This window comes from Actinacidiphila bryophytorum (assembly GCF_016916835.1).
Taxonomy (GTDB): Bacteria; Actinomycetota; Actinomycetes; order Streptomycetales; family Streptomycetaceae; genus Actinacidiphila; species Actinacidiphila bryophytorum.
In genome coordinates this window covers 88,362-114,369 of sequence record NZ_JAFFIX010000016.1, presented here as the reverse complement: position 1 = coordinate 114,369, position 26,008 = coordinate 88,362, and the positions used below count along the sequence as shown (strand labels likewise).

The window sequence follows — 26,008 nt, the reverse complement described above, 5'->3', positions numbered from 1 at the left end:
TCAGCGGGCCGCCTCGAAGGCCCGCCCCGCGGGCGTCTCGACGGCGCCGCTGTGGAAGAGGCCGCTGCTGGGCTTGCTGTCGTCGGCGCCGAGCCCGAACCAGGCGTAGCGCTGCAGGTACGGCAGCCCGTCGAGCATCTTCGCCGCCGCTGTGACGAAGGCGGCCTGCTGCTGGTCGGTGGGGAACCGGGTGCCGTCGGAGAAGTCGATCAGCGCGAACTCGGTGAGCCAGATCGGCTTGTGGTAGCGGTCGTACACCGCCTGGAGGTAGGACCTGAGCTGTGCGACCGCGTTCGGGGTGCTGAAGTCGCCGCCGTACCAGTGCAGTGCGATGAAGTCGACGCGGTAGCCCTTGGCCTTCGCGCCGGACATGAAGCGGTCGAGCCAGCCGCCCGCGGTGTCACCGCCGTAGGCGACGGCCGGGCTGCCCAGCACCTTGCCCGCGGCCTCCAGCTTCGGCCACAGCGCGAGTGCCTGGTCCACCGTCATGTTGCTCTGCGCCGACATGTCGGGCTCGTTGAAGCCCAGCAGGTAGGGGCCTGCCTTCTCGGCCTGCGCCAGTGCGTCGGCGCCCGCGCTCGCACCGCCCCAGACCATCGGGACGAAGCCGGGGCCGCTGACCCCGCTGTGGGTGGTGGACCAGGTGTAATACCAAGCCGCCCCGGACTTGTCGAGCGCTGAGTTCACCCCGTTGAAGGTCCACACCCCGACGCCCTTGCGCGCCGACGTGGCCGGCGGCGCCGGCGGTGCGGCGGCCTCGGCGGGGGCGCGGGTGGCGGGCGGCTTCGTGGTCTTCTTCACCGTGGGGGTGGGAGTCGTCGGGCTCCGCGAGGCGGTGGTGGGCGGCGGCGTCGTGGTGGCGCTCGCGGCGATGGTGGCCGCGGGCCGGGGGGCGGCGGCACCGGCCGCGGGCGCGCCGTCCTGGCCCGCCGTCAGGTGCACCGCGAGCAGCGCGCCCGCCGCGACCGCGGCGACGGTGCCGGCGGCGGCGCCGGTCACCCCGGCGGGGCCGTGCAGCAGCCGGGGCCGTGCCCGGCCGCCGTGCCGCGCACCGCTCCGCCGTGGGGGGTGCGGGTGCGGAGCGGTGCGCGGACCTGGGGTGGGGGGTACGGGGCCGCTGCCGGCGGCAGCGGCGGCGGGGGAGTGCGCGGCGAAGGGGCCGCCGAGGCCGACCGGGACGGGCAGCAGCGGCAGCCCGCTGAGCAGCCGCTCCATCGGCAGCAGCGCACCGCCGCGCCGGGTGCAGTCGGCGCAGCCGCGGATGTGCCGGGCGAAGCGTTTGCGCCACAGCGGGCTCGGCACCCCGTCCCAGCCGCCGGTCAGGTGCCGCAGCCCGGCGCAGTCGGCGCCGCCGCCGAGGGCGCGCACGACGGTGCGGGAGGTCTCCAGCTGCTCCTTCATCCGCTGCACCTTGACCGCCGCGTGCTGCCGGGTCAGGCCGAGCGCGTCGGCCAGTTCCGAGCGGCCGAGGTCGCCGGTCTCCTCCAGCCACCACAGCGCCAGCAGCGTGCGGTCGTCGCCGTCCAGCCAGCGGGTGGCCTCGGCGATGTCGCGGCGCTGGTCGGTCAGGCCGAGCCGCAGGATGGTCACGGCGGCGAAGTCGGAGGCGGGGTCGGGTATCAGCTCGGCGGCGTCCAGTGCGGTCTGGTGGTGCCAGGACGCCCTGCGGGCCTGCTCGCGGTCGCGGACCTGGCGTACGGCGATGGCCACCAGCCAGGACCTGAAGGCCGCCGGGTCGCGGAGGTCGGCCAGGCCCCGCACCACCCGCAGCAGGGTCTCCTGCACCACGTCGTCCACGTCGTCGTGCCCGTCGAGCGCCCGGCCCACGATGTTGTAGACCAGCGGCAGGCACTGCCCGACCAGCCGGTCGAGCGCCCGCTGATCGCCGGCGCGCGCGGCGGCCACCAGCGCGGGGTCGGGTCCGACACGGTCGCCTGCACGCATGCTGCTCCACTCTCCGTCCGTCACGTCTCCTCGGACAGGAGACGCTGCCACGTCCGGCGGATAACGGAAACCCGCCGGACGCGGCGCACGGGCCTACGGGTTGGGCACGGTGTCGGTGAAGGCGGTGCCCGCCGCCCGGTAGCCGGCGACCTTCGCGCTCACCTGGGCGGGGGTGAGGACCTGGTCCTTGACGAAGACGACGTAGTCGACCTGCTCGTCGTAGGACCGCGGGGTGCTGCTGGTCTGCCCGGCCACGTCGATCAGCCAGTGGTTGAAGTCGATCCACTGCGGCGTCTCGGGCAGGTACGGCTCACCGTGGGTCGCGACGACCTGGCCGTCGATGTAGTACGTGATGCTGGTGTTGTCGATGGTGATCTGCAGGTCGTGCCAGCCGTCCAGGCTGCCGTACTGCTGGCCGTGGGTGTTGACGGCGTTCCACGGGTCGGGGTTGTAGGTCTCCCAGGACGTCTCGTACATGATGTTCTGCGTCTCGCCCCAGCCGCCGTTGGGCAGGTACTCGAAGTCCTGCTCGCTGTAGTCCGGGTCCATCGGGGCGTTCAGCGGGGTGAAGGTGAAGAAGGTCTGGTTGACGTGGTCGCCGTCGGGGCCGCCGGTCGGTGTGTCGTCGAAGCGGACCCGGGCGGCGTAGGTGCCGTTCTTGAACTTGCGTGCGGTGGTCTGGAGTTCGGTCTCCTTGGTGCCGGACGCGGTGCCGTCGGTGGTGAGCCGCAGGTTCATCACCTTGTTGGAGCCGTCGGCGACGAAGGTCACGTCCTGCGGCGACCAGGTGGCGCCGGCGACACCCGGGCCGCCCTGCCCGGACTTGACCGTCCATCCGTGCTGCTGCACTGCCGCGTCGGAGCTGCTGGTGTAGGAGAAGTCGTCGAAGAGCGAGGCCGCGTCGGGGTCGCCGCCGCCCGGTGACGTGGGCGGTGTGGTCGGCGGGGTGGTGGGGGGATCGGTCGGGTCGTTGCCCGCGGGGGCGGTGCCGTAGACGACCGCGCCGGCGTCCTGCACGGTGAGCTTGGGCCAGTTGGCGTACGAGGTCTGCGCGCCGTTGAAGGAGTAGTCGTCGGACTGGGTCAGGGTCTGCCAGTCCGCCCGGTAGAAGCGCAGTTGCAGGTCGCCGGTGTTCTGCCCGGGGGCGAGCGAGCCGGCGCCCGCGGTGAAGCCGATCTCCAGATAGCGGTCGGCGGTGGCGGTGGGGTTGGGCAGGGTGCCGAAGGTGCCGGTGACGTTGGCGCAGCCCCTGACCGCCCAGGAGCAGGCGAAGCGGTAGGTCACACCGGGGCCGTCGGAGTGGAAGTAGTAGCGGACGGTGACCCGGCTGAGCGGCACGGTGCTCGACCCGGTGTTGGTCACCTCCAGCCACGGTTCGGCCTGGTCCGCGGTGGCGCCGGTCGCGCTGGTGCGGTACTGAGCGGTCAGCGAGTCCTGGGCCGCCGCGGCGGGCAGTGCGGTGAGTGCGGCGCAGCCGAGGCCGGCCACCGCGCATGCCGCCATCGCGGTGCGCATCCGCCGGGTGAGCCGCGGCTTCCGGGTGCGGGCGGTGCTCGGGTCTGTGTTTCCTGACACGGGTGATCCCTTTCCAGTGGGGTGGTGGCTGGGTCGGTGCAGGGTGGTCATGGGGGGTGGTGCGGTCAGGCGGTCATGGCGGCGGCGGGGCCGCGGCGCGGGACGCGCAGCGCGTCCAGGCGGGCCTCGTGCAGCCGCAGCGCCGGGCGGAAGTCGGTCGCCCAGTCACTGGCCGGGTTCCAGGCCCGGTCGGCCAGTGCGGCCAGCCGGGGGAAGGCGAGGTATTCGGCGTGCGCCGCGGTGCTGACGTACTCGGTCCACAGCTGCGCCTGGGTGCCGAGCACCCGGGCGGCCGCGGCAGGCTCCCAGTCGGCGGGGGCGGGCTCGTTGGCGTGGACCGCGGCCAGGTCCACTATGCCGCCGGCCTGGCCCGGCGGCTCGTCGGGGTCGGCGGACTGCGGGTAGTCCAGGTAGGTGCTGCGGTAGGGGGCCATGACGACGTCGTGGCCGCGGCGGGCGGCGGCCAGGCCGTGGGCGGCGTCCCGCCAGGGCATGACGGTGAAGTCGGCGGGCAGCGCACCCGAGTCCTCCGCCCAGCACACCGGGCGGCGGCCCTGCGCGAGCAGGAAGTCGCCGACCTGCCCGAGGAACCAGCCGTGCAGGTCCTTGGGCGAGCCGAGTCCCAGCTCCGCGGCCCTGGCCTGCGCGGCCGTACTGGTCTCCCACTCGGTGACCGGGCACTCGTCGCCGCCGACGTGCACATACGGCGAGTCGAAGACGTCGAGGACCTCGCCGAGCACGGTCCTGCAGAAGTCCAGTACCTCGTCGTGGACGCCGAGCACGTTGTCGCACACGCCCCACTGCGTCCACACATCCAGCGCCCGGCCCGGCACGTTGCCGAGCTGCGGGTACGCCGCCAGGGCCGCGCGCGCATGTCCGGGCATCTCGATCTCGGGGACGACGGTGACCCCGCGCTCGGCCGCGTAGGCGACCAGGCCGCGCAGCTCGGCGGCGGTGTAGGCGCCGGCGTGCGGGACCTCCCCGCCGCGCACCCCGCCGACCTCGGTCAGCGCGGGGTAGGCGGCCGACGGCATCCGCCAGCCCTGGTCGTCGGTCAGGTGCAGGTGCAGCACGTTGAGCTTGTGGAAGGCCAGCAGGTCGGTGAAGCGCCGCAGGAAGGACACCGGCTGGAAGTGCCGGGCCACGTCGAGCATCGCGCCGCGCCAGCCGAACCGCGGCACGTCGGTGATCTGCACCCCCGGGATCTGCCACGGCACGCCGGCCACCGGGCGGGCCGACAGGGCCTGCGCGGGCAGCAGTTGGCGGATGGTCTGGACACCCCGCAGCAGCCCGGCCGGGCGGGCGGCGCGCAGCAGCACCGCGTCGGGTCCGACCGTCAGGCCGTAGCCCTCCTCGCCGAGGCCGCCGAGCATCGTGTCGACCACCAGCACGACCGTGCCGGTCGGGGACGGCCGCAGCGGCAGCCCGGTGGCGGGGGCGAGCAGCGTGCGCAGCAGCCGGGCGGCGCCGAGCGCGTCGCCCGAGGCCCGCACGGTGGTGGACTCGTCGAAGGTGAAGTGGCCGGGGATACGGGCGATGTGAGTGGGGTGCGGAATGATCACGGCGGTGGCTCTCCAGGTCTCCCTGGCCCCCGGCGGCCGGGGGCGGGGATCGGGCGGCACGGGGGCAGCGCGGGATACGCGCTCGGCGCGAGCGCGGCAGGCGGGGGGGAGGTGCGTTGCGGGTCAGCCCTTGACGGCGCCCGCGGTCATTCCGGAGGTGACACGGTTCTGCAGGACCAGGAAGACGGCCAGCACCGGCAGCATGAACAGCGAGGAAGCGGCCATCGTGGCGCCCCAGTCGGTGCCGAAGACGTTGCTGAACGACGACAGCCAGACCGGCAGGGTGCGGGCGTCCTGGTTCTTGATGATCAGCGTGTTGGCGAAGGCGAACTCGTTCCACGCCGTGATGAAGCCGAACAGCGACGTGGACAGCAGCCCGGGCGCCAGCAGCGGGAAGGTCACCCGGCGGAAGGCCTGCGGCCGGGTGCAGCCGTCGACCTGCGCCGCCTCCTCCAGCTCCACCGGGATCGCCGCGAGGAAGCCGCGCAGCGTCACGATGGTGAAGGGCAGCGTCGTCATGAAGTAGACGAGGGTCAGCATCGACAGCCTGTCGAGCATGTCGGTGTCGCGGGCGATCACGTACATCGGGATCAGCAGCGCCTCCCAGGGCGCCATCTGCGCGACGAAGACCATCAGGATGAAGGCCCGCCGCCCGTGCCAGCGCATCCGTCCCACGGCGAAGGCCGCGAGCAGCGCCACCACCAGCGACATCAGCACCGCGCTCAGCGTCACCGTCAGGCTGTTGCGCCAGAAGGTGCCGAAGCCGGGGGAGTGCACCGCGGTGCCGAAGTGCGCCATCGTCGGGTGCAGCGGCAGGAAGGACGGGGTGTCCGACTGGATGTCCGCGGACGGCTTGAAGGCCGTCACCACCATCCAGTAGACCGGGAACACCGACACCGCCAGGGTGAGGAGTGCGGCCAGGTTCAGCGGCAGACGGCCCATCCGCATCCGGCGGCGCCGCACCGCGATGGGTGCCTTACCAGTGGTCAGAGCGGTCACAGCGCGCCCTCCTGGCGGAACATCCGGCGCAGGTTGAACACCAGCGCGGCGAGCAGGATCACGACGGTCAGGGTGGAGACCGCGGCCCCCAGGTCGTACTTGTGCAGCGACTGGGCGATCTGGAAGGCGTAGACCGGCAGCGTCGTGGTGGCGCCGTTCGGGCCGCCCTCGCTGATCACCCAGATCTGGGTGAAGGCCTTGAAGCACCAGATCACTTCGAGCGAGGTGACGAGCGCGAACAGCGGTCGCAGCATCGGGAAGGTGACCAGCCGGAAGGACTGCCAGGCGCCGGCGCCGTCGATCCTGGCCGACTCGTACAGCTCGACCGGGATCGTGGTCAGGCCCCCGTAGAGGGTCAGCGCCGCGAACGGCACCGACTGCCACACCACCAGGACCACCAGGATCGCGAAGGTGGAGCCGCCGTGCGCGAACCAGGAGTAGTCGCGGTAGGAGTCGAAGCCCAGTTTGACCAGTGCCCAGTTGACCACTCCGAAACGGGACTGGAACAGCCACTGGAAGACCGTGGTGGCGGCGATGACCGGCGTCGCCCAGGTCAGCACCAGTCCGCTCATCACCGCCAACCGCATCCGCCGCCCGAGTCTGACCAGCATCAGCGCGACCAGGGTGCCCAGCACCATGATCAGCACGACGTTCAGCCCGGTCCACCACAGGGTGCGCCGCACCACCGTCCAGAACTCCGGATCGTCCAGCACCGTGCGGTAGTTGGCGAACCCCACCCAGGTCGCCCCGCCCCGGATCAGCTCACCGAGTCCGAAGTGCTGGAAGGACATCACGGTGTTTCTGACCAGTGGATAGACCAGCAGGAACGCCGCACCGAGCACGGTGGGGGCGACCAGCAGATACGGCCAGACCGCACCGAGGCGGCGGTGCCGTCGCGGCCGGGGAGCGGCCGGCGGCGGCTCCACGACGGCGGGTCGCCGATCGGCGGAACGGGCGGTGAGCACGGTGATCCCTCCGGGGTGGGGTGGTGATGGGGCGGTGGCGGCGGAACCGGGCCGTCAGGAAGCGGTGTTGAGCGCCTTGGTGATGGCCTCGGACGCGGTCTTGCCCGCCGCGTGCGGGTCGGCGCCGGTCAGCACCTGCGTCATGTACTGCTTGATCGGGTTGTTCGCCTCGACCGCGGCCCAGTTGGGGGAGTTCGGGGTGGCGTGCCCGTTGGCCGCGCCCACCGCCATCACCGAGGCACCGGGGTTGTCGGCCAGCACCGAGGCGAGCGAGGTGCGGTTGGGCACGTAGCTCATCTCCTTGGCCATGTCGGTCTGGAAGGCCGTCCCCGACAGCGCCTTGACCACCTCGTAGGCCAGCGCCTGGTGCTGCGAGGCCTCCGGGATCACCAGGTCCGAGCCGCCGGTGAAGACCGCGCCCGGCTTGTCGGCGGTCTTGCCGGGGATCGGGAAGAAGCCGATCTTGTCCTTCATCGCCGGGTTGGACTTCTCGATGATCGCGGCGCCGCCCGGCACCGAGATGATCTGCGCGGTCTTGCCCTTGGCGAAGACGTCCGCCTGCAGCGGCTTGGCCTCGTCGGCGTCCTTGGGTCCCTTGCCGAGGGCCTGCAGCTGCTGGTAGAAGGCCATGCCCGCCTTGGCCTGCGGGGTGTCCAGGGCGCCCTTCCACTGGTCGCCGTCCTTGACCGCCAGGTCGCCGCCCTCGTCCCAGACGAAGCCGGCCAGCGCGTACCAGGTCTGGCCGGGCAGGTAGATCCCGTCGTCGCCGCCGGTGTTGAGCTTGGTGGTGTCCTGGATCCACTCGTCGCGGGTCTTGGGCGGGGTGGTGATACCCGCCTTCGCGAAGAGGTCCTTGTTGTAGATCACCACGCGGTTGGCCGCGTACCACGGGATGCCGTACTGCTTGCCGTCGATCCTGCCCGGCTCCGCGAGGCCCGGGATCCAGTCGGAGCCCTGGAGGTCGGCGACCTTGTCCGTGAGGTCCTTCACCCCGCCGCTGGCCGCGTACTGCGCGACCTGGGTGTTGCCGACCTCCATCACGTCCGGCGCGTCCTTGCTGGCCAGCGCGCTGGTGATCTTCTGGCCTATGCCGTCCCACTGCTGGATCTGGATGTCCAGCGTGGTGCCCTTGTGCGCGGCCTCGAAGCCGGTCTTGAAGCGGCTCAGCACCCCGTCGGACATGCTGTCCTGCATGATCCACACGGTGAGCTTCGCCGGGGCCGGCGTGCCGCCGCCCGCGGAGTCCGAGGAGTCGGAGGAGTCGGACGAGCCGCAGGCGCTCAGTCCGGCGACGGCCGCCAGGGCGAGCGCGGCGGCTGCGGGGAGGAGTCTGGATCTCACGGTGATGTCACCTCGGGAAGTGCGGGCGGAATTTACCACTTGCCAACTGGTCTGGTGCTGCTCGCAGAAGGTGGCATAGACCACTGGTGACGTCAAGACCTCGCGCACACCCGGGAATCCGGTCGTATACCGTGGTGGACTGCGGCGCAGCCGCCCGCGGCGGCTGGCGTGCTGGTCAACATCTGGATAACCTCAGCTGGACAAGCCACCGCAGGAAAGGACAACCGCCATGGTCAGCGAGCCGTCGCGCTCCGCGGTGAAACGCGAACGGGTCCGCGACTACCTCATGGAACTGGTCGAGTCCTGCGCCCCCGGCGACCCGATCCCCTCCGAGCGCACCCTGTGCGAGCAACTCGGCGTCTCCCGGCCCACCCTGCGCTCCGCGGTGGACGAACTGGTCACCACCGGGCTGCTGGTGCGCGAGCACGGGCGCGGCATGTTCGTCGCCCGCGCCAAGATCACCCAGGAGCTGGCCCCCTCCAGCGACGCCTACCGGCTGCCGCAGGCCTCGGGCAGCTGGGCCAGCAGGGTGCTGGAGTTCACCACCGTGCAGGCCGGCGCCAGGGTCGGGCGCCGGCTGCACATCTCGCCCGCCGCGGAGATCACCTACATCGCGCGGCTGCGGCTCGTCGACGACGAGCCGATGGCCATCGAGTACCTGCACGTGCCCGCGGCGCTCGTGCCGGGCCTGCGGCCCGAGGACATGGAGTCCGGCGACTTCTACGACTTCCTGCGCGAGCGGCACGGGGTGCGGGTGCACGAGGCCGTGCAGTCCATCGAGCCGACCGTCACCAACGAGGAGGAGGCCAGGCTCATCGGGGTGCCCGTCCTGTCGCCCGCGCTCCTCTTCGAGCGCCTCACGAAGGATTCCACCGGGCGGCCCGTGGAGTACGTCCACTCCGTCTACCGCGGTGACCGCTACCGCATCGTCTCCCGGCTCGTGCTCGGCGACACCGCCCCGGCCACGGCCCTCTCCCCGGCCCAGCACCACCCGGGCATCCCCCCGGGCGACCTGGCCTCCCGCCGCGAGGTCCTCACCACCGGAGACGTCCAGCCAGGTTCTTGACCCGGGCTGGGTCTTGCTGAGCCGGTGATTGCCCCTTGCGGTGGGCGATCGCCTTCCCCCGGCGGGGGCCTCCCGTGATTGCCACTTGCGGCGGCGCTGCGTCTTTCCCCCCGGTGGGGGCTTGCCGCGCAGTTCCCCGCGCCCCTTCAGGTCCTGCCCCTTGCGGTGGACGCTCGCCTTCCCCCCGGTGGTGGGCTGGCCGCGCAGTTCCCCGCGTCCCTGAAAAACGCTCACCCTCTTGCGCAGAGGGCGCCGCCTGAAAACGCCGGCCTCTGCGAGAGAGGGCAACCATCAGGGGCGCGGGGAACTGCGCGCCCAATCACAACGCACCGGAAGGTGCGAGCCCACCGCAAGGGGCAAACGCGGCGGGCGCCCCCGCGGGGGGAGGCGGTCAACCCTGGCCGCGGGAGGCGGGGCGGGAGAAGAGGAGGGGGTCCACCGTCACCGCGGTGGTGCCGAGCGGCTCGGCAAGGCGCCGCAGGGCGGATTCGGAAAGCCGGATCCACCCGTGGCAGGGGCCGAGCGCGGCCCGCAGCCGCTGGTCGGTGGTGAAGGCCACCGCCGTCTTCGTGCCGACGGGAGTACGCCAGAGCCGGACCACGAGTCCGGCGGGTCCGCTTCGTACCGGCACGTACAGCGCGGCGTTGGCGTCCATGGCACCCACCGTATCCCGGCGGGCGCCACCCGCACCTTCAGCGGTAGTCGAGTTCGGCCAGTTCGCGCACGAGCCGGTTGCGCAGCGCCGGGACGCGGGTGGCGAGCGGGAGCACCGCGTTGCGGGCGGCGCGCGCCGGGCGCCGGCGCAGCGTGGCCATCCGGGTCATCCGGTCGGTGAAGGCGACGACGCGCTGCGCGACCGGCCGCCGCTGCGGCTCGTAGCCGTCGAGCGCGTCCTCGGCGAAGGCGCGGCCGAGTGCGTAGCCGTCCTGGATGCCGGTGTTCATGCCCTGCCCGCCCGCGGGGCTGTGCACGTGGGCGGCGTCGCCCGCGAGCAGCAGCCGCCCGGCCCGGTAGTGGTCGGCGACCCGGTGGTGGACCCGGAAGCGCGAGCCCCACACGACCTCGTGGACCCGGGCCTGCCCGGGTGAGCGGGCGTCCAGCAGAGCCTGGACGTAGCCGGCGCCGGGTGCGGCGGGGGCCTCGTCCACGACGGCCACGACGCGGTAGCGGCCGTGCGGCAGCGGGGCGACGACGACCAGCCCGTCGGCGTGGAAGTTCAGCGAGACCTCGGCGGCGCCGGGGCGCCAGTCCATCACCACGTCGGCGAGCACGAAGGACTGGGCGTAGGCGCTGCCGGTGAAGCCGATGCCCGCGGCCTCCCGTACGGCGCTGTGCATGCCGTCGGCGCCGACGGCGTACTGCGCGCGCAGCGTCTGGCCGGTGGTCGTGGTGAGGGTGACGCCGTCGTCGTCCTGGACCGCGGAGGCGACCTCGTAGGGCCGGTGGACGTCGCCGCCCAGCGCCCGCAGCCGGGCGAGCAGCGCCGCCTCGGTGTCGCACTGCGGGACCATCAGGGTGAAGGGGTACGGGGTGGGCAGTCCGCCGAAGCCGAGCCGGGCGAGGACCCGGCCGCCGTCCCTGACGGTGAAGCGCTGCAGGGGGATGCCGAGCAGAAGCAGCTCCTGAGTGACGCCGAGGGTGTCGAGGACCTCCAGGGTGCGGGCGTGCACGACGGCGGCGCGCGAGGTGTTGGCGCCCTCGGCGAGCTTGTCCAGGACGACGAAGTCGACGCCCGCCTCGGCGAGGGTGACGGCCAGTGCCAGGCCGGTCGGCCCGGCGCCGACGATCGCGACCCGGGTGGTGGCGGGGAGTGCGGTGGCGGTCATGGTGTGTCCCTCCGACTGAGGCCAACGCTTGTTGGCCAACGCGTGTTGACATCGTGCACCCGGGTGCGGTGGTGTGTCAACGCGTGTTGGCCTACGCTTGTTGACATGACGGAGAACGAGACCGGGGAACGCGCCAGGCGCACCGGCGAGGCCACCAAGGCGGGCATCCTGGCCGCCGCCAGGGCGCGGTTCGCCCGGCAGGGGTACGAGCGCACCACCATCCGCGCGGTCGCCGCGGACGCGGGCATCGACGCGTCGATGGTGATGCGCTACTTCGGCAGCAAGGAGCAGCTCTTCGAGGCCGCGCTGACGATCGACCTGCAGCTGCCCGACCTCGGCGGCATACCGCAGCAGGAGCTGCCGGCGCTGCTGGTGCGGCACTTCGTCGCCCGCTGGGAGGGCGACCCGACCGACGACGCCCTGCTGGTGCTGCTGCGCTCCGCGGTCACCAACGAACAGGCGGCCGCCCGTATGCGGGACATCTTCGCCCGCCAGGTCGCGCCGGTGATCGCCACGGCGCTGCCGCCCGCGCCCGACGTGCCGCAGCGGGCCGCGCTGATGTCGGCCCAGCTGCTGGGCCTCGCACTGGCCCGCTACCTGCTGCGGCTGCCGCCCGCGCTGGCGCTCACCCCCGCCGAGGTCGAGCGGCTGTACGCGCCCGCGCTGGCCGCGGTCCTGGCCGGCCCCTGACGGCATGCGGCCGCCCCGCCGGTATGTCGCGTACGGGGGTCGCGACTCCGGCGGGGCGGCGTGTGCGGGGGGCCGGCGGTACCGGGTGTCCCGTCCCCACGATGACCCGGTGACCGGCCCCCGGACCCGGTGCCGTCCGCTCAGTCGGCGCCGGGTGCTCGGGGGATGTGGTGCTTACATGTGCACGGCGGTCGCGGCACCCTGCTCGCTCGGGGCCGGACGGCCGCCGCGGTACATCAGCAGCGACAGCACACCGCCGAAGGCGAGCAGTGCGGCCGACCACCAGTACGCGGTCGAGTAGCTGTGCAGTGCCGCGTTGGGGACCGCCATCTTGCCCGTGTGGTGGGCCAGGTAGGAGGTCGCGGCGCTGGCGGCCAGGGTGTTCAGCAGCGCGGTGCCGATCGAACCGCCCACCTGCTGCATCGTGTTGACCGCGGCCGAGGCCACGCCCGCGTCCTCCTCGCCGACCCGCTCGGTCGCCACGCTCATCGCGGCCGGGATCACCAGGCCGAGCCCGAAGCCGATGACCAGCAGCGGCGGCAGGATGTTCGCCGCGTAGGTGCTGTTGAGGTCCAGGACGGTCAGCCAGGCCATGCCGGCCGCCGCCATCAGCATGCCGAGCGGCACGATCGGCCGCGGGCCGAGCTTGGGCAGCAGCGAGTTGGTGGCCAGCTGGGCCGCGACCATCAGCGCGCCGATCATCGGCAGGAAGCCCAGACCGGTCTTGACCGGGGTGTAGGCCAGCGACTGCTGCAGGTAGTAGGTCAGGAAGAGGAAGACACCGAACATTCCGGCGCCGGAGACCGCGAGCACCGTGAAGGACGCACCGCGGTTGCGGTCCAGCAGGACGCGCAGCGGCAGCAGCGGGTGCTCGGCGCGGGTCTGCCACCAGCTGAACGCGGCCACCAGCGCGGCGCCGACCACCAGGAAGCCCCAGGTCATCGGGGAGCCCCAGTGGTGCTTGTCGGCGTTCGAGAAGCCGTAGACCACGAAGAACAGGCCGACGGTGACCAGTGCCGTACCCGGCAGGTCCAGCTTCGGGCGGTTGCCCGGGGCGCCCTTGCGCAGGAAGACAACGCCGCCGACGAAGGCGATGACGGCGAAGATCAGGTTCACGTACAGCGTCCAGCGCCAGCTCAGGTGCTCGGTGAGCACACCGCCGAGCAGCAGGCCGACACCGCCGCCGGCGCCCGCGATGGCGCCGTAGATGCCGAACGCCTTGGCGCGCTCCTTGGCGTCGGTGAAGGTCGTGTTGAGCAGCGACAGCGCGGCCGGGGCGAGCAGGGCGCCGAACAGGCCCTGCAGCGCGCGCCCTGCGACCAGCACCTCGAAGTTCTGTGCCGCGCCGGCCAGCGCGGAGGCGGCGGCGAAGCCGACGACGCCGATCTGGAAGACGACCTTGCGGCCGACCAGGTCGGCCAGCCGGCCGCCGAGCAGCAGCAGCGAGCCGAAGGAGAGCGAGTAGGCGGTGACGATCCACTGGCGGTTGCTGTCGTTGAAGTCGAGCGCCTTCTGTGCGGAGGGCAGTGCGATGTTCACGACGGTGGCGTCGAGGACGACCATCAGCTGGGCGACGGCGATGACCGCGAGCACCCACCAGCGGTGGTTGGCCTTCTCGGTGGGCGGGACAGGGGAGCCGTCCTGCGCCGGGGACTTGGAGAGCCGGTCGACGGGGACGTCGGCGGCGGATTGGGAGGACATCAGGCGGAGCTCCTGAGGTGGGACGACGAGTAGGCTTGACCGCAGGAAAGAACGAAACGGTTTCGTACTCCACTGACCGTACGTCCGGACCTATCGAAACGCAAACGTTTCGCTCAAGCCGGGTGTGTGCGCCTGCTCACACAGCCCGCGACCTGCGGCGCTACGGCCCACTCCACTGCGGCCGACGCCGCTACGAGTCCGCGCGGCCCGTCGCCGCGACCGTCACACCCAGACCGATCATCGCCAGCCCCCCGGTCCCGCCGACCGCGGCCATCCGCCGCGGCGAGCTGGCGAACCAGCTGCGGGCCGCCGACGCGGTCAGCGCCCACACGCTGTCGCACAGCAGCGCGATCGCGGTGAACACCAGGCCCAGCAGCAGCATCTGCTCGTGGACGCGGCCGGCGTCGCGGTTCACGAACTGCGGGAGGACGGCGGCGAAGAAGACCATCGTCTTGGGGTTCGTCACCCCGACGACGAAGCCCTCCCACAGGGTGCGCAGGTCGCCCCTGCGGGGCGGGACAGCGCTGCCGCTCTCGTCGTGCAGCGCCGCCGACAGGGCGCCGCGGTGGCGGAAGGCCTTCACGCCCAGGAAGACGAGGTAGGCCGCGCCGGCGAGCTTCAGCGCGACGAACAGCGCGACCGAGCGGGACACGACCTCGCCGAGGCCGAGCGAGACCAGTGCGATCAGGGCGTAAGCCCCGATCGCGTTGCCTACGACGCTGCCGAGCGCCGTGCGGCGGCCGTGGGCCAGGGCGCGGCCCAGCACGAACAGGACGCTGGGGCCGGGGATCAGCACCAGCACCAATGACATGGCGGCGAAGCCGCCCACCCGATCCATATCCACCCGGGCACGCTACCCCCGCCCCCTGCCCGGGGGCGCCCCCTTTTCCCCCGCGCGGGGAACCCCGCCCGCCCCGGGACCTTCCCCGGCGGGGGGTGCGCAGGTGATTGCCACTTGCTGTGGCGTTGCCTTCTTTCCGCCCGTTCGGGCTGGGCGCGCAGTTCCCCGCGCCCCCTGAGGGGTCCCGTCTTCCCGCAGAGCCGACGCTTTCAGGCGGCGCCCTCTGCGCAGGAGAGTGAGCGTTTTTCAGGGACGCGGGGAACTGCGCGCCCGATCACCCACCCACCGAAAGGTGCAAGCTCGCCGCAGGTGGCAATCACCAGGGCGGGGGTGCCCGGGGGCTCCCGGGCTAGGCCGTGTTTTGGAAGTCCCGCCTGCCCCGCGACGCCTGGCACGCACGCTCGCTGCGTTGTCGGAGTCGTCCGAGCAGGCCCACTACGAGGACGACCCTCCGCCTTGCGATCGCACGCACCGGACGCCGCGGGGCCCGCCCTGTGGGCGGACGGCGCTACTTCCAAAACACGGCCTAGGGGAGGAGGCCGGTGCGGCGGGCGGTGGTGACGGCTTCGAGACGGGTGTGAGCACCCAACTTGCGCATGGCCGAGCGCAGATACGACTTCACGGTCTCGGGCCGCAGTCGCAGCCTGGCCGCGGCAGCGGCGTTGGTCGCACCCGCGGCGACACTCGCGAGAACGTCCAGCTCGCGCGGTGTCAGCTGGACGAGGGGCGGGCGGGCGGGGGAAGAAGAGGACGGCGCGGCGGCCGAAGCCAGCCGCGCGCACGCGGCGAGCAGCTCCTGGCGGAGCCGCACCTCGGGGATGCGGGCGGCCAGCGCCCGCAGTTCGGCGTGCGCTTCGCGCACTTCCTCCCAGGCCCGCGGGTCCGCCGCGACGGGCGCCTGGCAGGAGGCGAGCAGCCGCCTGGCCTCGTCCCGCACGGCGAGCGCCTGCTCCAGGTCGCGCGCCGCGTCGATCGCGGCGGCCAGCGGCCGGTCGCCGAGCGCGTAGGGCTGCCGCAGCGCCCCGTAGAGGACCCCGCGCACCTGCCGGTGCACCACGACGGGCACGGCGAGCACGGACCGCAGGCCTTCGCCCGCGACGGCCGCGTCGTACTCGTGGCTGATGGCGCGCGAGGAGCCGTAGTCGGTGACGGCATAGGGCCGCCCGAGGGCGAGGGTCTTCCCGCCGAGCCCGTTCCCGGTGCGTACCGCGAGCCCGCGTAGCGAGTCCGTGTCGGCGCCGGCCAGCTCGCTGATCCGGAACTGCTGGGCGCCGGCGCTCGCCACGAGCCCCCCGAAGGCCACCGGCAGCAGCCCTGACCTGCGCATCCGCAGCAGGGCGGCCCGCACGTCCATGGCCTCGCCACGGCTGCCGTCCACCGCACCACCTCCTCACCCCCGTCCGGGGGTAGTGAGACCCACGTCACTACCGCACGATGCTACCGAGGGGACATCCACGAGGAGGACACATGGCGGCATCGGACGCGACCGGGGCATTCCGGGCCGCCCGGGACTTCCTGCTGCGGCACCGCGAGGACTATACGGCGGCCCGCGACGGATTCCGCTGGCCCGCCCCCGAGCGGTTCAACTGGGCGCTGGACTGGTTCGACGTGATCGCCGCGGGCAACGACCGCCCGGCCCTGTGGATCGTCGAGGAGGACGGCACCGAGTCGCTGATCTCCTTCCGTGAGATGTCGGACCGCTCGGACCGGGTGGCGTCCTGGCTGCGGGCGCGCGGGGTGCGGGCCGGCGACCGGGTGCTGCTGATGCTGGGCAACCAGGTGGAGCAGTGGGAGTGCGCCCTTGCGCTGATGAAGCTGCGGGCGGTGGTGATCCCGGCGACGCCGCTGCTCGGCCCCGCGGACCTGCGGGACCGTATCGGCCGCGGGCAGGTGCGGCACGCGATCGTGCGGGCGGCGGAGACGGCGAAGTTCGACGAGGTGCCGGGGGAGTACACCCGGATCGCGGTCGGCGGCGAGGCCCCCGTGCCCTGGCTGGCCTACGAGGACGCGTACGCGGCGCCGCCCGGCTTCGCCCCGGACGGCCCGACGGCCGGGTCCGACCCGCTGATGCTCTACTTCACGTCCGGCACCACGGCGCAGCCCAAGCTGGTGGAGCACACCCACATCTCGTATCCGATCGGGCACCTGGCCACGATGTACTGGATCGGGCTGCGTCCCGGGGACGTCCATCTGAACATCTCGTCACCCGGTTGGGCCAAGCACGCCTGGTCGAGTCTTTTCGCCCCGTGGAATGCCGAGGCGACGGTCTTCGTGCACAACTACACGCGGTTCGACGCGGCGCGGCTGATGGCCGAGATGGACCGCTGCGGGGTGACGAGCTTCTGCGCGCCGCCGACGGTGTGGCGGATGCTGATCCAGGCCGACCTGAGCGCCCTGTCGGCTCCGCCGCGGGAGGCGGTCGCGGCCGGCGAGCCGCTCAACCCCGAGGTGATCGAGCACGTGCGGCGGGTGTGGGGCGTGCTGATCAGGGACGGCTTCGGGCAGACCGAGACCGCGGTGCAGGTCGCCAACACCCCGGGGCAGCTGGTCAAGGCCGGCTCGATGGGCCGCCCGACGCCCGGCTACACGGTGACCCTGCTGGACCCGGCGACGGGGGTGCCGGCCAACGAGGGGGAGATCTGCCTCGACCTGAGCAGCCGCCCGGTCGGCCTGATGACCGGCTACGCGGGCGACCCGGAGCGCACCGAGGAGGCCATGGGCGGCGGCTACTACCGCACCGGCGACATCGGCAGCCGGGACGCCGACGGCTACATCACCTATGTCGGCCGCGCCGACGACGTCTTCAAGTCCAGCGACTACAAGATCAGCCCCTTCGAGCTGGAGAGCGCGCTGCTGGAGCACGAGGCGGTCGCCGAGGCGGCCGTGGTGCCCGCGCCCGACGAGTTGCGGCTGGCGATCCCGAAGGCGTACGTGGTGCTCGCCGAGGGCTGGAAGCCGGACGGCGAGACGGCCAGGGCGATCTTCGCGCACTCGCGTTCCGTGCTCGCGCCGTACAAGCGGATCAGGCGGCTGGAGTTCGCGCCGCTGCCCAAGACCGTGTCGGGCAAGATCCGCCGGATCGAGCTGCGCGAGGCGACGATGCACGACGGAAGTGCGGAATTCCACGAGGAGGACCACCGGTGACCGCCGAGCCCTCCTACGCACACGGAATCGGGGGCACCCCCTTGCTGGGCGACACCATCGGGCGCAACCTCGACCGGGCCATCGCGGCCCACCCCGACCGCGAGGCGCTGGTCGACGTGCCCAGCGGGCGGCGCTGGACGTATGCCGAGTTCGGGCGCGCGGTCGAGGAGGTGGCCCGCGGACTTGCCGCACGCGGTGTGCTCAAGGGCGACCGGGTCGGCATCTGGGCGGTCAACTGCCCCGAGTGGGTGCTGGTGCAGTACGCCACCGCACGGCTCGGCGCGATCATGGTGAACGTCAACCCCGCCTACCGGCTGCACGAACTGGCCTACGCCCTGCGGCAGTCGGGTGTCTCGGTGCTGGTCGCCTCCACCGAGCACCGCGGCAGCGACTACCGGGTGATGTCCGCCGAGGTCCGGGTCAACTGCCCCGATCTGCGCGAGGTCGTGCACATCGGCGACCCCTCGTGGGAGGCGATGACGGCCGCGGGCGGGGACCTCGACGCGGACTACCTGGCCGCCGTCGAGGCGACGCTCAGCTGCGACGACCCGGTCAACATCCAGTACACCTCGGGCACCACCGGCTTCCCCAAGGGCGCCACCCTCTCGCACCACAACATCCTCAACAACGGCTACTTCGTGGGCGGCACGGTCGGCTACAGCGAGCAGGACCGGATCTGCCTGCCGGTGCCCTTCTACCACTGCTTCGGCATGGTGATGGGCAACCTCGGCGCCACCTCGCACTCCGCCTGCATCGTCATCCCCGCCCCGTCCTTCGACCCGGCCGCGACCCTGCGCGCGGTCGAGCAGGAGCACTGCACCTCGCTCTACGGCGTCCCCACGATGTTCATCGCGGAGCTGGCGCTGCCCGACTTCGCCGACTACGACCTCACCTCGCTGCGCACGGGCATCATGGCCGGGTCGCCCTGCCCGGTCGAGGTGATGAAGCGGGTCATGGCCGAGATGCACATGGCCGAGGTGTCCATCTGCTACGGGATGACCGAGACCTCCCCGGTGTCCACCCAGACCCGGCGCGAGGACTCCCTGGAGCACCGCACCGCCACCGTCGGCCGCGCGCTGCCGCACATCGAGGTCAAGGTGGTGGACCCGGCCTCCGGGGTCACGCTGCCGCGCGGCACCGCCGGTGAGCTGTGCACGCGCGGCTACTCGGTGATGCTGGGCTACTGGGACGAGCCGGACCGCACCGCGGAGGCGGTGGACGCCGGGCGGTGGATGCACACCGGCGACCTCGCGGTGATGCGCGACGACGGCTACGTGGCGATCGTCGGCCGCATCAAGGACATGATCATCAGGGGCGGCGAGAACGTCTACCCGCGCGAGGTCGAGGAGTTCCTGTACGGCCACCCCAAGATCTCCGACGTGCAGGTGGTCGGGGTGCCCGACGACACCTACGGCGAGGAGATCCTGGCCTGCGTCATCCCCCGCGACCCGGCGGACCCGCCGAGCATCGAGGAGATCACCGCCTTCTGCGAGGGCCGGCTCGCCCGCTTCAAGGTCCCCCGCCACCTGCGGGTGCTCGACGCCTTCCCGATGACGGTCAGCGGCAAGGTCAGGAAGGTCGAGCTGCGGGCGGACTTCGCGCAGGGGCTGGGCGAGGCGCCCGGGGACCCGGGTGGCGAGGCGGCTACACCAGGGGCATGACGGCGGTCGGGGCGTGCCCCGGCTCGGTCGCCAGCTCCTCGAACTCCACCACCGCGGAGATGTCGGCGGTGGTCGACATCGAGATGTTCGTGACCCGTTCCAGCACCGCTTCGACCACCACCGGCACCCGGTGCTCCGCGGCCAGCTTGCGCGCCCGCTCGAAGGCGGCGCCCAGCTCCGCCGGTTCCGTCACCCGGATCGCCTTGCAGCCCAGGCCTTCCGCGACCTTGACGTGGTCCACGCCGTAGACGCCGATCTCCGGTGAGTTGGAGTTCTCGAACTCCAGGTTGACCTGGAAGTCGATGCCGAAGCCGAGCTGCGCCTGCCGGATCAGGCCCAGGTAGGCGTTGTTGACCAGCACGTGCACGTACGGGATGCGGTGCTGGGCGCCGACGGCCAGCTCCTCGATCATGAACTGGAAGTCGTAGTCGCCCGACAGCGCGACCACCTGCGCGTCCGGTTCCGCCGCCGCCACGCCGAGCGCCGCGGGCACCGTCCAGCCGAGCGGCCCCGCCTGCCCGCAGTTGATCCAGTGCCGCGGCCGGTAGACGTGCAGCAGCTGGGCGCCGGCGATCTGCGACAGGCCGATCGTGGACACGTAGCGGGTCTCGGGGCCGAAGGCCCGGTTCATCTCCTCGTAGACCCGCTGCGGCTTCATCGGCACGTCGTCGAAGTGCGTACGCCGCTGCAGCGTCGCCTTGCGCGTACGGGCCGACTCCGCCCACCGCGTACGGTCGGGCAGCCCGCCGCGCGCGGCCAATTCCCGTGCCACCTCCACGAAGAGGGCCAGCGCCGCCTTCGCGTCCGAGGCGATGCCGTAGTCCGGCGGGAAGATCCGCCCGATCTGCGTCGGCTCGACGTCCACGTGCACGAAGGTGCGGCCCCGGGTGTACACGTCCAGCCGCCCCGTGTGGCGGTTGGCCCAGCGGTTGCCGATGCCCAGCACGAAGTCCGACTCCAGGAAGGTGGCGTTGCCGTACCGGTGCGACGTCTGCAGACCCACCATGCCCGCGTTGAGCGGGTGGTCGTCGGGCAGCGCGCCCCACGCCATCAGCGTGGGCACCACCGGGACGCCGGTCAGCTCGGCGAACTCCACGAGCAGGTCGCTCGCGTCGGCGTTGATCACCCCGCCGCCCGCCACGATCAGCGGCCGCTCGGCCGCGCACAGCATCGAGACCGCCTTCTCGATCTGCGCACGCGAGGCCGCCGGCCGGTAGACCGGCAGCGGCTGGTACGTCTCGGGGTCGAACTCGATCTCCGTCTGCTGCACGTCGATCGGCAGGTCGATCAGCACGGGGCCCGGGCGCCCGGAGCGCATCAGATGGAAGGCCTGCTGGAAGACGCCCGGCACCTGGGCCGCCTCCAGCACGGTGGTCGCCGCCTTCGTCACCGGCGCGGCGATCGCGGCGATGTCCACCGCCTGGAAGTCCTCCTTGTGGATCACGGAGGTGGGTGCCTGGCCGGTGATGCACAGGATCGGGATCGAGTCCCCGGTGGCCGAGTACAGGCCGGTGACCATGTCGGTCCCGGCGGGACCCGACGTGCCGATGCACACCCCGATGTTCCCGGCCCGCGCCCGCGTGTACCCCTCGGCCATGTGCGAGGCGCCCTCCACGTGCCGGGCGAGCGTGTGCCGTATGCCTCCGGCGGCCTTGAGGGCGGCATAGAAGGGGTTGATCGCGGCGCCGGGCACACCGAAGGCGGTGTCGACGCCTTCGAGCTTGAGGATCTCCACGGCTGCTCGTGCGGCGGTCATCCGAGCCATTTTCTCTCCCGAGGGGGTATTCCACAATGCGGAAGTCATATTCTACGATCCGGAAGCAACGTAAGCCTGCGGCTCGCCCCCGTCAAGAGCCCCCCTCTGCGCCGAGGCCGCGCGTTCCCGGGCTCCGCGCCCGGAGCAGCGCCGTGAGAAAGGGGGTAACCCCAGGGGTGCGGGGCTGCATCTGATCGGCGGCCGGCGCCGCGTGGGCGCCTCCGCGGCGGGGCCGAGCACATAGGGGCGCGGGGAACTGCGCGACCAGCCCCCACCGGGGCGCGGGTCGTCACCGGCCCAGAGGGGCAATTCCTGTCGGAGACGGACCACCTGCCGGTGGGGGCTGAGCGCGCAGTTCCCCGCGCCCCTGGGGTGTGGCGGTCCGTCGCCACACGGCGGCCGTGATGGGCTGGTCGCGCCCGCGCGTCGCCAGCCGCAGATCAGATGCAGCCCCGCGCCCCTGGGGGGCGCCCTCTGCGGCAGGGCCGCGGAGCCGACGGCTACGGCAGGTGCGGGCCGGACTGGATGAGGGAGTCGGCCGGGTCGTTGACCGGCTGAGGCGTACCCGTGAGGTCCATCACGAAGAGCGGCACCCCGAGTTGGTCCGCGCGCAAGCGCGCATCGTGTGCGTACCCCGCGAGGGAGAAGAACGCCCCCACGGCGTCCTCGTTGGCACAGTTGAGCCACAGGCACTCGACGTCCCGTACGGGAGTCGGCTGGGTGCTCGGGTCGACCTGGGCGACCAGGCCCTTGCCGCGCAGGTCGATGCCGTTGGCCGTACGGTCGCCGGCCAGGCGCACATCGGCGAAGCCGAGCCACTTGAGGTACTGGGCGGCCGCGGTCAGCGCGTCCCGCCCGGTGCGGATGGTGACCGGGCGGAAGGGCGGCCGGACGGTGGGCGGCGGGGGCACGTCCCCGCTGGGCTCGGGCGCGGCGGCGCCCGCGTGCGGCACGGGCATCAGCCCGGGCTCGCCCGCGGCCTCGTCGTCGACCGGCAGCCGGATGAGCGCACCGCACGTGCAGCCGAACTCCGGCTGCGGCCAGTGGTCGGTGCGCCCGCAGTCGGGGCAGCGCAGGCGCACCCAGGACTCGTCCCACGAGCGGTGCCTGACCTCGACCGGCAGCCCGCCACGCAGCACCGGCAGGCAGAGCGGCGCGCCGCACGCGCAGGGGTAGGTGGGTGCGGTGTACGTGTGGTCGCGGCGGCAGGCCGGACAGCGTACGAGCACGCTCTCTGCCATGGGTCACAACTCCCGGTCGGTGTCGTGCCCCCATAGTGCAGGATGTTCCGGCCCGCTGTAACCGGGGACCGACAGTCCGTCACGTGTACCCGCCCGGCGGTGCGTTCGGCGCGACAGGAGTGTCACGCACCGCCGGGCGGTGTCGGGGGATCAGCCGCGGACGGGCCGGCCGGAGAGGCGTTCGACGCCGCGCAGCAGCGCCGAGTGGTCGAGCCCGCCGTCGCCCTGCGCCCGCAGCGAGGCGACCAGTCCCGCCACCACCGAGCCGACGGGCAGGGCGGCGCCGACGGTGCGGGCCGCGTCGGTGACGATGCCCATGTCCTTGTGGTGCAGGTCGATCCGGAAGCCGGGGGCGTACCGGCGCCCCAGGAAGTTGGCCTTCTTGCGGGCCAGCACGGTGGATCCGGCGAGCCCGCCGCCGAGGACGTCGAGGGCGGCGGAGAGGTCCACGCCGGACTTCTCCAGGAAGACCACCGCCTCGGCGCAGGCCTGGATGTTGACCGCGACGATCAGCTGGTTGGCGGCTTTGACCGTCTGCCCGGCGCCGTGCGGGCCGCACAGCACGACGGTGGTGCCGAGCGCGTCCAGGACGGGGCGGGCGTCCGCGAAGTCCTCGGCGTCGCCGCCGACCATGATGGACAGCACCGCCTCGACCGCTCCTGCCTCGCCGCCGGAGACCGGCGCGTCCAGGACCCGGATGCCCTTCTCGGCCGCGGCCCTGGCCAGGTCGATCGAGGTCTGCGGGGTGATCGAGGACATGTCGATGAGCAGCGCGCCCTTCCTGGCGTGCGCCAGGATGCCGTCCTCGCCGTAGGCGACGGCCTCCACCTGCGGTGAGGCGGGCACCATCGTGACGATGACGTCGGCGTCCGCGACGGCTTCTGCGACCGATCCGGCGGCGGTGCCGCCGCGCGCTTCGAGCCGGGCGAGTTTCTCCGGTTCCAGCGTGTAGCCGGTGACGTCGTGGCCTGCGGCGATGAGGTTCTCGGCCATGGGAGACCCCATGATCCCCAGCCCGATCCAGGCGACTTTCCGCCGCTGTGTCTGCATGTGCATCTCCTTGTCCTTGCGCGGGGCGGGGCTCGTGGCGGCGCCGGCGGCGATGTTCATGCCGGGGTTCGCACCGACGTCGGTGCCGGCGTTCATGCCCGCCAGCCGAAGCTCGCGGCGCTCCCGCCGGGGGAGGGCTTGTGTTCGAGGCCCACGAAGCCCTCGTAGCCCGCGCCGGTGAGCCGGGCGAGCAGGTCTGACAGCGGCAGCGCCCCGGTGCCGGGCGCCCCGCGTCCTGGCAGGTCGGCGATCTGCACGTGCCCGACGCTGCCGGCGTGCTTGTCGATCACCGCGGGGAGGTCCGCCCCGCCCATGGCCAGGTGGTAGAGGTCGAGCAGGAGGCGGGTGTTGCCGAGTCCCGACGCCTCGTTGACCCGCTGCACCAGTGCGACGGCCGCGTCGGCGTCCACGAGCGGATACCGCGGTGACTCGGCCGCGTTGAGCGCCTCGACCAGCAGGACCGCCCCTGCGTGGTCGGCTGCTGCCGCGGCGCGCACCAGGTTGTCGAGCGCGAGCGCGTCCTGCTCGGCGGGGTCCACGCCGTCGAGCCGGTTGCCGTAGAGGGCGTTGAGCGCGGTGCAGCCCACGGAGGCGGCGAAGTCGGCCGCGACCTCGATGTTGGCGCGGAAGCGCTCGGACTCGGTGCCGGGCAGCGACAGCGCGCCGCGGTCGGGTCCCGGGAGCTGCCCGGCGTAGAAGTTGAGGCCGACCAGCCGGGTGCCGGCCGTCTCCAGCGCGGTGCGCAGGTCGTCGAGCGAGGTCTTTGCGGGGACGGGCTCGTCGGGCCAGGGCCACCACAGCTCGACCGCGTCGAAACCGGCCGCCGCGGCGGCGGCCGGCCGCTCCAGCAGCGGGAGTTCGGTGAAGAGCATCGAGAGGTTCACATCGAAGCGCGCGGCGGTGAAGCTCACTGGGGCGCCCTTTCCGCATGGTGGAAACTATCTTCTGTCTTGTGGAAGAGTGAATCAGCTCCGCGGCGGCTGTCAAGTGCCGCCAGGTGCGGCCGGGCGCCCGCCGGGGTCGCCGCGGGGAGTGGACCGCGCGCTTCCGCCGCAGCTCAGCGGCCCGCCGCGGCTGCCCGGATTGATCGCCGCCTATTCGCTCCGATGTGCACGCCGCCTAAACCGCGGCCGACGGGCGGATGGCTCGCGTAAAGCCATGGGGTATTGGGTAGAGTTAACGCCGCTTTACATGCCGGTAATTTCTGCGGGATATGTCCGTTGGCGCGTTTCCGCGCATTGGTGCGCTCGGGTCCGGAGTGTCCAGGTTGTGCGGATCAATTCGGTTTTGCGGCGACGTTTGACATCCGGAGGAAATAACCTACCGGCGTGGGCCGGATTCTCTGGACAAGGTAAAGAGGCCTGCCGTACTGTCCTCGTTGACCGCAACCAGCCAGACCGACTGGGATTTCGGCCGGAACCCGGCGTACTCCAGCGGGGGCGCCGGCGGCGGTCGTCGCAGGCATACGGGGATGGTGGGTTGGTGGTCTTGTCCAACGCGCTCGAAAACAGTTCTGGCTTATCGTCCGCAAATACCGGGCCGCAGCTTCATGCGGCGGACCACACGCGCTTCACGGTACTCGGAATGCTGTCGGTCACCGACGGCAGCGAATCGGTGGTTCTCCAGCCCTCGCGACCCGCGGCGTTGCTCGCGGCATTGCTGCTGAATGCCAACTCGGTCGTTTCCGTGGATTTCCTGCAGCGTGTCATCTGGGGTGAGGAAACCCCCGCTCAGGGCAAGTCCGCACTGCACAGCTGCGTCCTGCGGCTGCGCCGGCTGTTCGGCAAGTACGGCATCGCCGGCAATATGATCGAGGCCGTGCCAGGCGGATACCGGCTGACCGCGGACGCCGACACCTTGGACCTGGTCCGCTTCCGCGAACTGCTCGACGCCGGATACGCGACGGGTGAGCCGGAGGCGGAGCTGCGGCTGCTGCGCGAGGCGCTCGCGCTGTGGCGGCCGCCGCTGCTGGCCAACGTGCCCTCCGACCTGCTGCACCGCGACGAGCTGCCCAAGCTCCAGGAGGAGTGGCTGCGGGCCATCGAGCGGGTCTTCGACCTCGAACTGGAGTGCGGCAGGCACCGCGAGGCGCTGGCCGACATCTGGTCCACCGCCCGTGCCTACCCGCTGCACGAACGGTTCACCGAGCAGTTGATGGAGGCGCTGGACCGGGCAGGGCGCCGGGCCGAGGCACTTGCCGAATACCGGCGGCTCAAGTCCTATCTCGCCCAGGCACTCGGCGTCGACCCCGGGTCCGCCCTGCAGCGGCTCGAACTCGCCATCCTGCGCGGCCGGTCGGCCGGCGGCCAGGAGCCCGCGGCGCCCCGCCGGCCTTCCGTACCTGCCCCTGGTGCGGGCGGTCCGCAGGGCGCCGACCCGCCGGCCGGCGAGCCCGTCGACGGCGGGCGCGTCCTGGACGCACTGGTCGGTGCGGGCCTGCTCGAAGAAGGGCCGCACGGTCTGTACCGGGTGCACGAACTGCTGCGGGTCTTCACCCGTGCCGCCGCCGCCCGCGGCGACGGCACCCCCGCCCCCGAACCGTCGGCACCCCCCTTACCCGCGTCCGCGTCGGCCCGTACCGGACACCCCACCAGCACAGACCCGCAGCGGCCCGGAGCCGCAGGACTGCATCCCACGGAGGCGTGA

The 26,008-nt window shown here is 72.3% G+C and carries 20 protein-coding genes; 5 read left to right on the top strand and 15 right to left on the bottom strand.

Annotated features, from left to right (window positions below; translation table 11 throughout):
• From JT723_RS22545 to JT723_RS22520, 6 genes are all read right to left on the bottom strand, one after another.
• The gene (locus JT723_RS22545; RefSeq protein ID WP_251513505.1) at positions 1-1,968 is read right to left on the bottom strand and encodes a sigma-70 family RNA polymerase sigma factor; all 1,968 of its coding nucleotides are present in this window, start codon (positions 1,966-1,968) and stop codon (positions 1-3) included.
• A gap of 69 nt (positions 1,969-2,037) precedes the next feature.
• Positions 2,038-3,459 carry a cellulose binding domain-containing protein gene (locus tag JT723_RS22540; RefSeq protein WP_205046609.1) on the bottom strand — a complete coding sequence of 474 codons (1,422 nt, stop codon included), beginning with the start codon at positions 3,457-3,459 and terminating at the stop codon, positions 2,038-2,040.
• Between the two features lie 125 nt (positions 3,460-3,584).
• Positions 3,585-5,081, bottom strand: a complete 1,497-nt coding sequence (locus JT723_RS22535) for a beta-N-acetylhexosaminidase (protein ID WP_205046550.1) — start codon at positions 5,079-5,081, stop codon at positions 3,585-3,587.
• A 123-nt stretch (positions 5,082-5,204) separates the two neighbouring features.
• Complete coding sequence (locus JT723_RS22530) at positions 5,205-6,029, bottom strand: carbohydrate ABC transporter permease (protein ID WP_307864014.1); 825 nt, start codon at positions 6,027-6,029, stop codon at positions 5,205-5,207.
• Positions 6,030-6,076: 47 nt separating this feature from the next.
• Positions 6,077-7,051 carry a carbohydrate ABC transporter permease gene (locus JT723_RS22525; protein ID WP_372441369.1) on the bottom strand — a complete coding sequence of 325 codons (975 nt, stop codon included), beginning with the start codon at positions 7,049-7,051 and terminating at the stop codon, positions 6,077-6,079.
• A 48-nt stretch (positions 7,052-7,099) separates the two neighbouring features.
• Entirely contained in the window at positions 7,100-8,386 is a 1,287-nt protein-coding gene (locus JT723_RS22520) for a sugar ABC transporter substrate-binding protein (protein WP_205046549.1), read from the bottom strand.
• A 229-nt stretch (positions 8,387-8,615) separates the two neighbouring features.
• Here JT723_RS22520 and JT723_RS22515 point away from each other — a divergent pair, with 229 nt between their 5' ends.
• On the top strand, positions 8,616-9,452 hold the full coding sequence (locus tag JT723_RS22515; protein ID WP_205046548.1) for a GntR family transcriptional regulator: 837 nt from the start codon (positions 8,616-8,618) through the stop codon (positions 9,450-9,452).
• Between the two features lie 391 nt (positions 9,453-9,843).
• Here JT723_RS22515 and JT723_RS22510 read toward each other — a convergent pair whose 3' ends face one another.
• Entirely contained in the window at positions 9,844-10,107 is a 264-nt protein-coding gene (locus tag JT723_RS22510; RefSeq protein WP_205046547.1) for an SAV_915 family protein, read from the bottom strand.
• A gap of 37 nt (positions 10,108-10,144) precedes the next feature.
• The gene (locus tag JT723_RS22505) at positions 10,145-11,278 is read right to left on the bottom strand and encodes an FAD-dependent monooxygenase (protein ID WP_205046546.1); all 1,134 of its coding nucleotides are present in this window, start codon (positions 11,276-11,278) and stop codon (positions 10,145-10,147) included.
• Positions 11,279-11,383: 105 nt separating this feature from the next.
• On the opposite strand from JT723_RS22505, the gene JT723_RS22500 reads away from it, so the two are divergent.
• On the top strand, positions 11,384-11,968 hold the full coding sequence (locus JT723_RS22500) for a TetR/AcrR family transcriptional regulator (RefSeq protein ID WP_205046545.1): 585 nt from the start codon (positions 11,384-11,386) through the stop codon (positions 11,966-11,968).
• Positions 11,969-12,142: 174 nt separating this feature from the next.
• Here the strand turns inward: JT723_RS22500 and JT723_RS22495 are convergent, their stop codons facing one another.
• The 3 genes from JT723_RS22495 to JT723_RS22485 form a co-directional block, all read right to left on the bottom strand.
• The gene (locus JT723_RS22495) at positions 12,143-13,669 is read right to left on the bottom strand and encodes an MFS transporter (protein ID WP_205046544.1); all 1,527 of its coding nucleotides are present in this window, start codon (positions 13,667-13,669) and stop codon (positions 12,143-12,145) included.
• Between the two features lie 190 nt (positions 13,670-13,859).
• Entirely contained in the window at positions 13,860-14,507 is a 648-nt protein-coding gene (locus JT723_RS22490; protein ID WP_205046606.1) for a LysE family translocator, read from the bottom strand.
• Between the two features lie 529 nt (positions 14,508-15,036).
• On the bottom strand, positions 15,037-15,864 hold the full coding sequence (locus JT723_RS22485; protein ID WP_205046605.1) for a helix-turn-helix transcriptional regulator: 828 nt from the start codon (positions 15,862-15,864) through the stop codon (positions 15,037-15,039).
• A gap of 113 nt (positions 15,865-15,977) precedes the next feature.
• On the opposite strand from JT723_RS22485, the gene JT723_RS22480 reads away from it, so the two are divergent.
• Both JT723_RS22480 and JT723_RS22475 read left to right on the top strand, forming a co-directional pair.
• The gene (locus JT723_RS22480) at positions 15,978-17,654 is read left to right on the top strand and encodes an AMP-binding protein (protein WP_205046543.1); all 1,677 of its coding nucleotides are present in this window, start codon (positions 15,978-15,980) and stop codon (positions 17,652-17,654) included.
• Positions 17,651-19,315 (top strand): AMP-binding protein, encoded by a 1,665-nt coding sequence (locus JT723_RS22475; protein WP_205046542.1) that lies wholly within the window; start codon positions 17,651-17,653, stop codon positions 19,313-19,315. The genes JT723_RS22480 and JT723_RS22475 overlap by 4 nt, the downstream gene beginning before the upstream one ends.
• Here the strand turns inward: JT723_RS22475 and gcl are convergent.
• From gcl to JT723_RS22455, 4 genes are all read right to left on the bottom strand, one after another.
• A complete protein-coding gene (gcl, locus tag JT723_RS22470; RefSeq protein ID WP_205046541.1) occupies positions 19,299-21,080 on the bottom strand; it encodes a glyoxylate carboligase in 1,782 nt (593 codons plus the stop codon). The two genes, JT723_RS22475 and gcl, sit on opposite strands and share 17 nt — an antisense overlap.
• A 491-nt stretch (positions 21,081-21,571) precedes the next feature.
• The gene (locus JT723_RS22465) at positions 21,572-22,312 is read right to left on the bottom strand and encodes a hypothetical protein (protein WP_205046540.1); all 741 of its coding nucleotides are present in this window, start codon (positions 22,310-22,312) and stop codon (positions 21,572-21,574) included.
• Positions 22,313-22,462: 150 nt separating this feature from the next.
• On the bottom strand, positions 22,463-23,368 hold the full coding sequence (locus JT723_RS22460) for a 2-hydroxy-3-oxopropionate reductase (protein ID WP_205046604.1): 906 nt from the start codon (positions 23,366-23,368) through the stop codon (positions 22,463-22,465).
• Positions 23,369-23,454: 86 nt separating this feature from the next.
• A complete protein-coding gene (locus tag JT723_RS22455; protein ID WP_372441361.1) occupies positions 23,455-24,273 on the bottom strand; it encodes a TIM barrel protein in 819 nt (272 codons plus the stop codon).
• Positions 24,274-24,946: 673 nt separating this feature from the next.
• Between JT723_RS22455 and JT723_RS22450 the strand changes: the two genes are divergently transcribed.
• Positions 24,947-26,008: an AfsR/SARP family transcriptional regulator gene (locus tag JT723_RS22450; RefSeq protein ID WP_205046539.1), complete on the top strand. Its 1,062-nt coding sequence runs from the start codon at positions 24,947-24,949 to the stop codon at positions 26,006-26,008.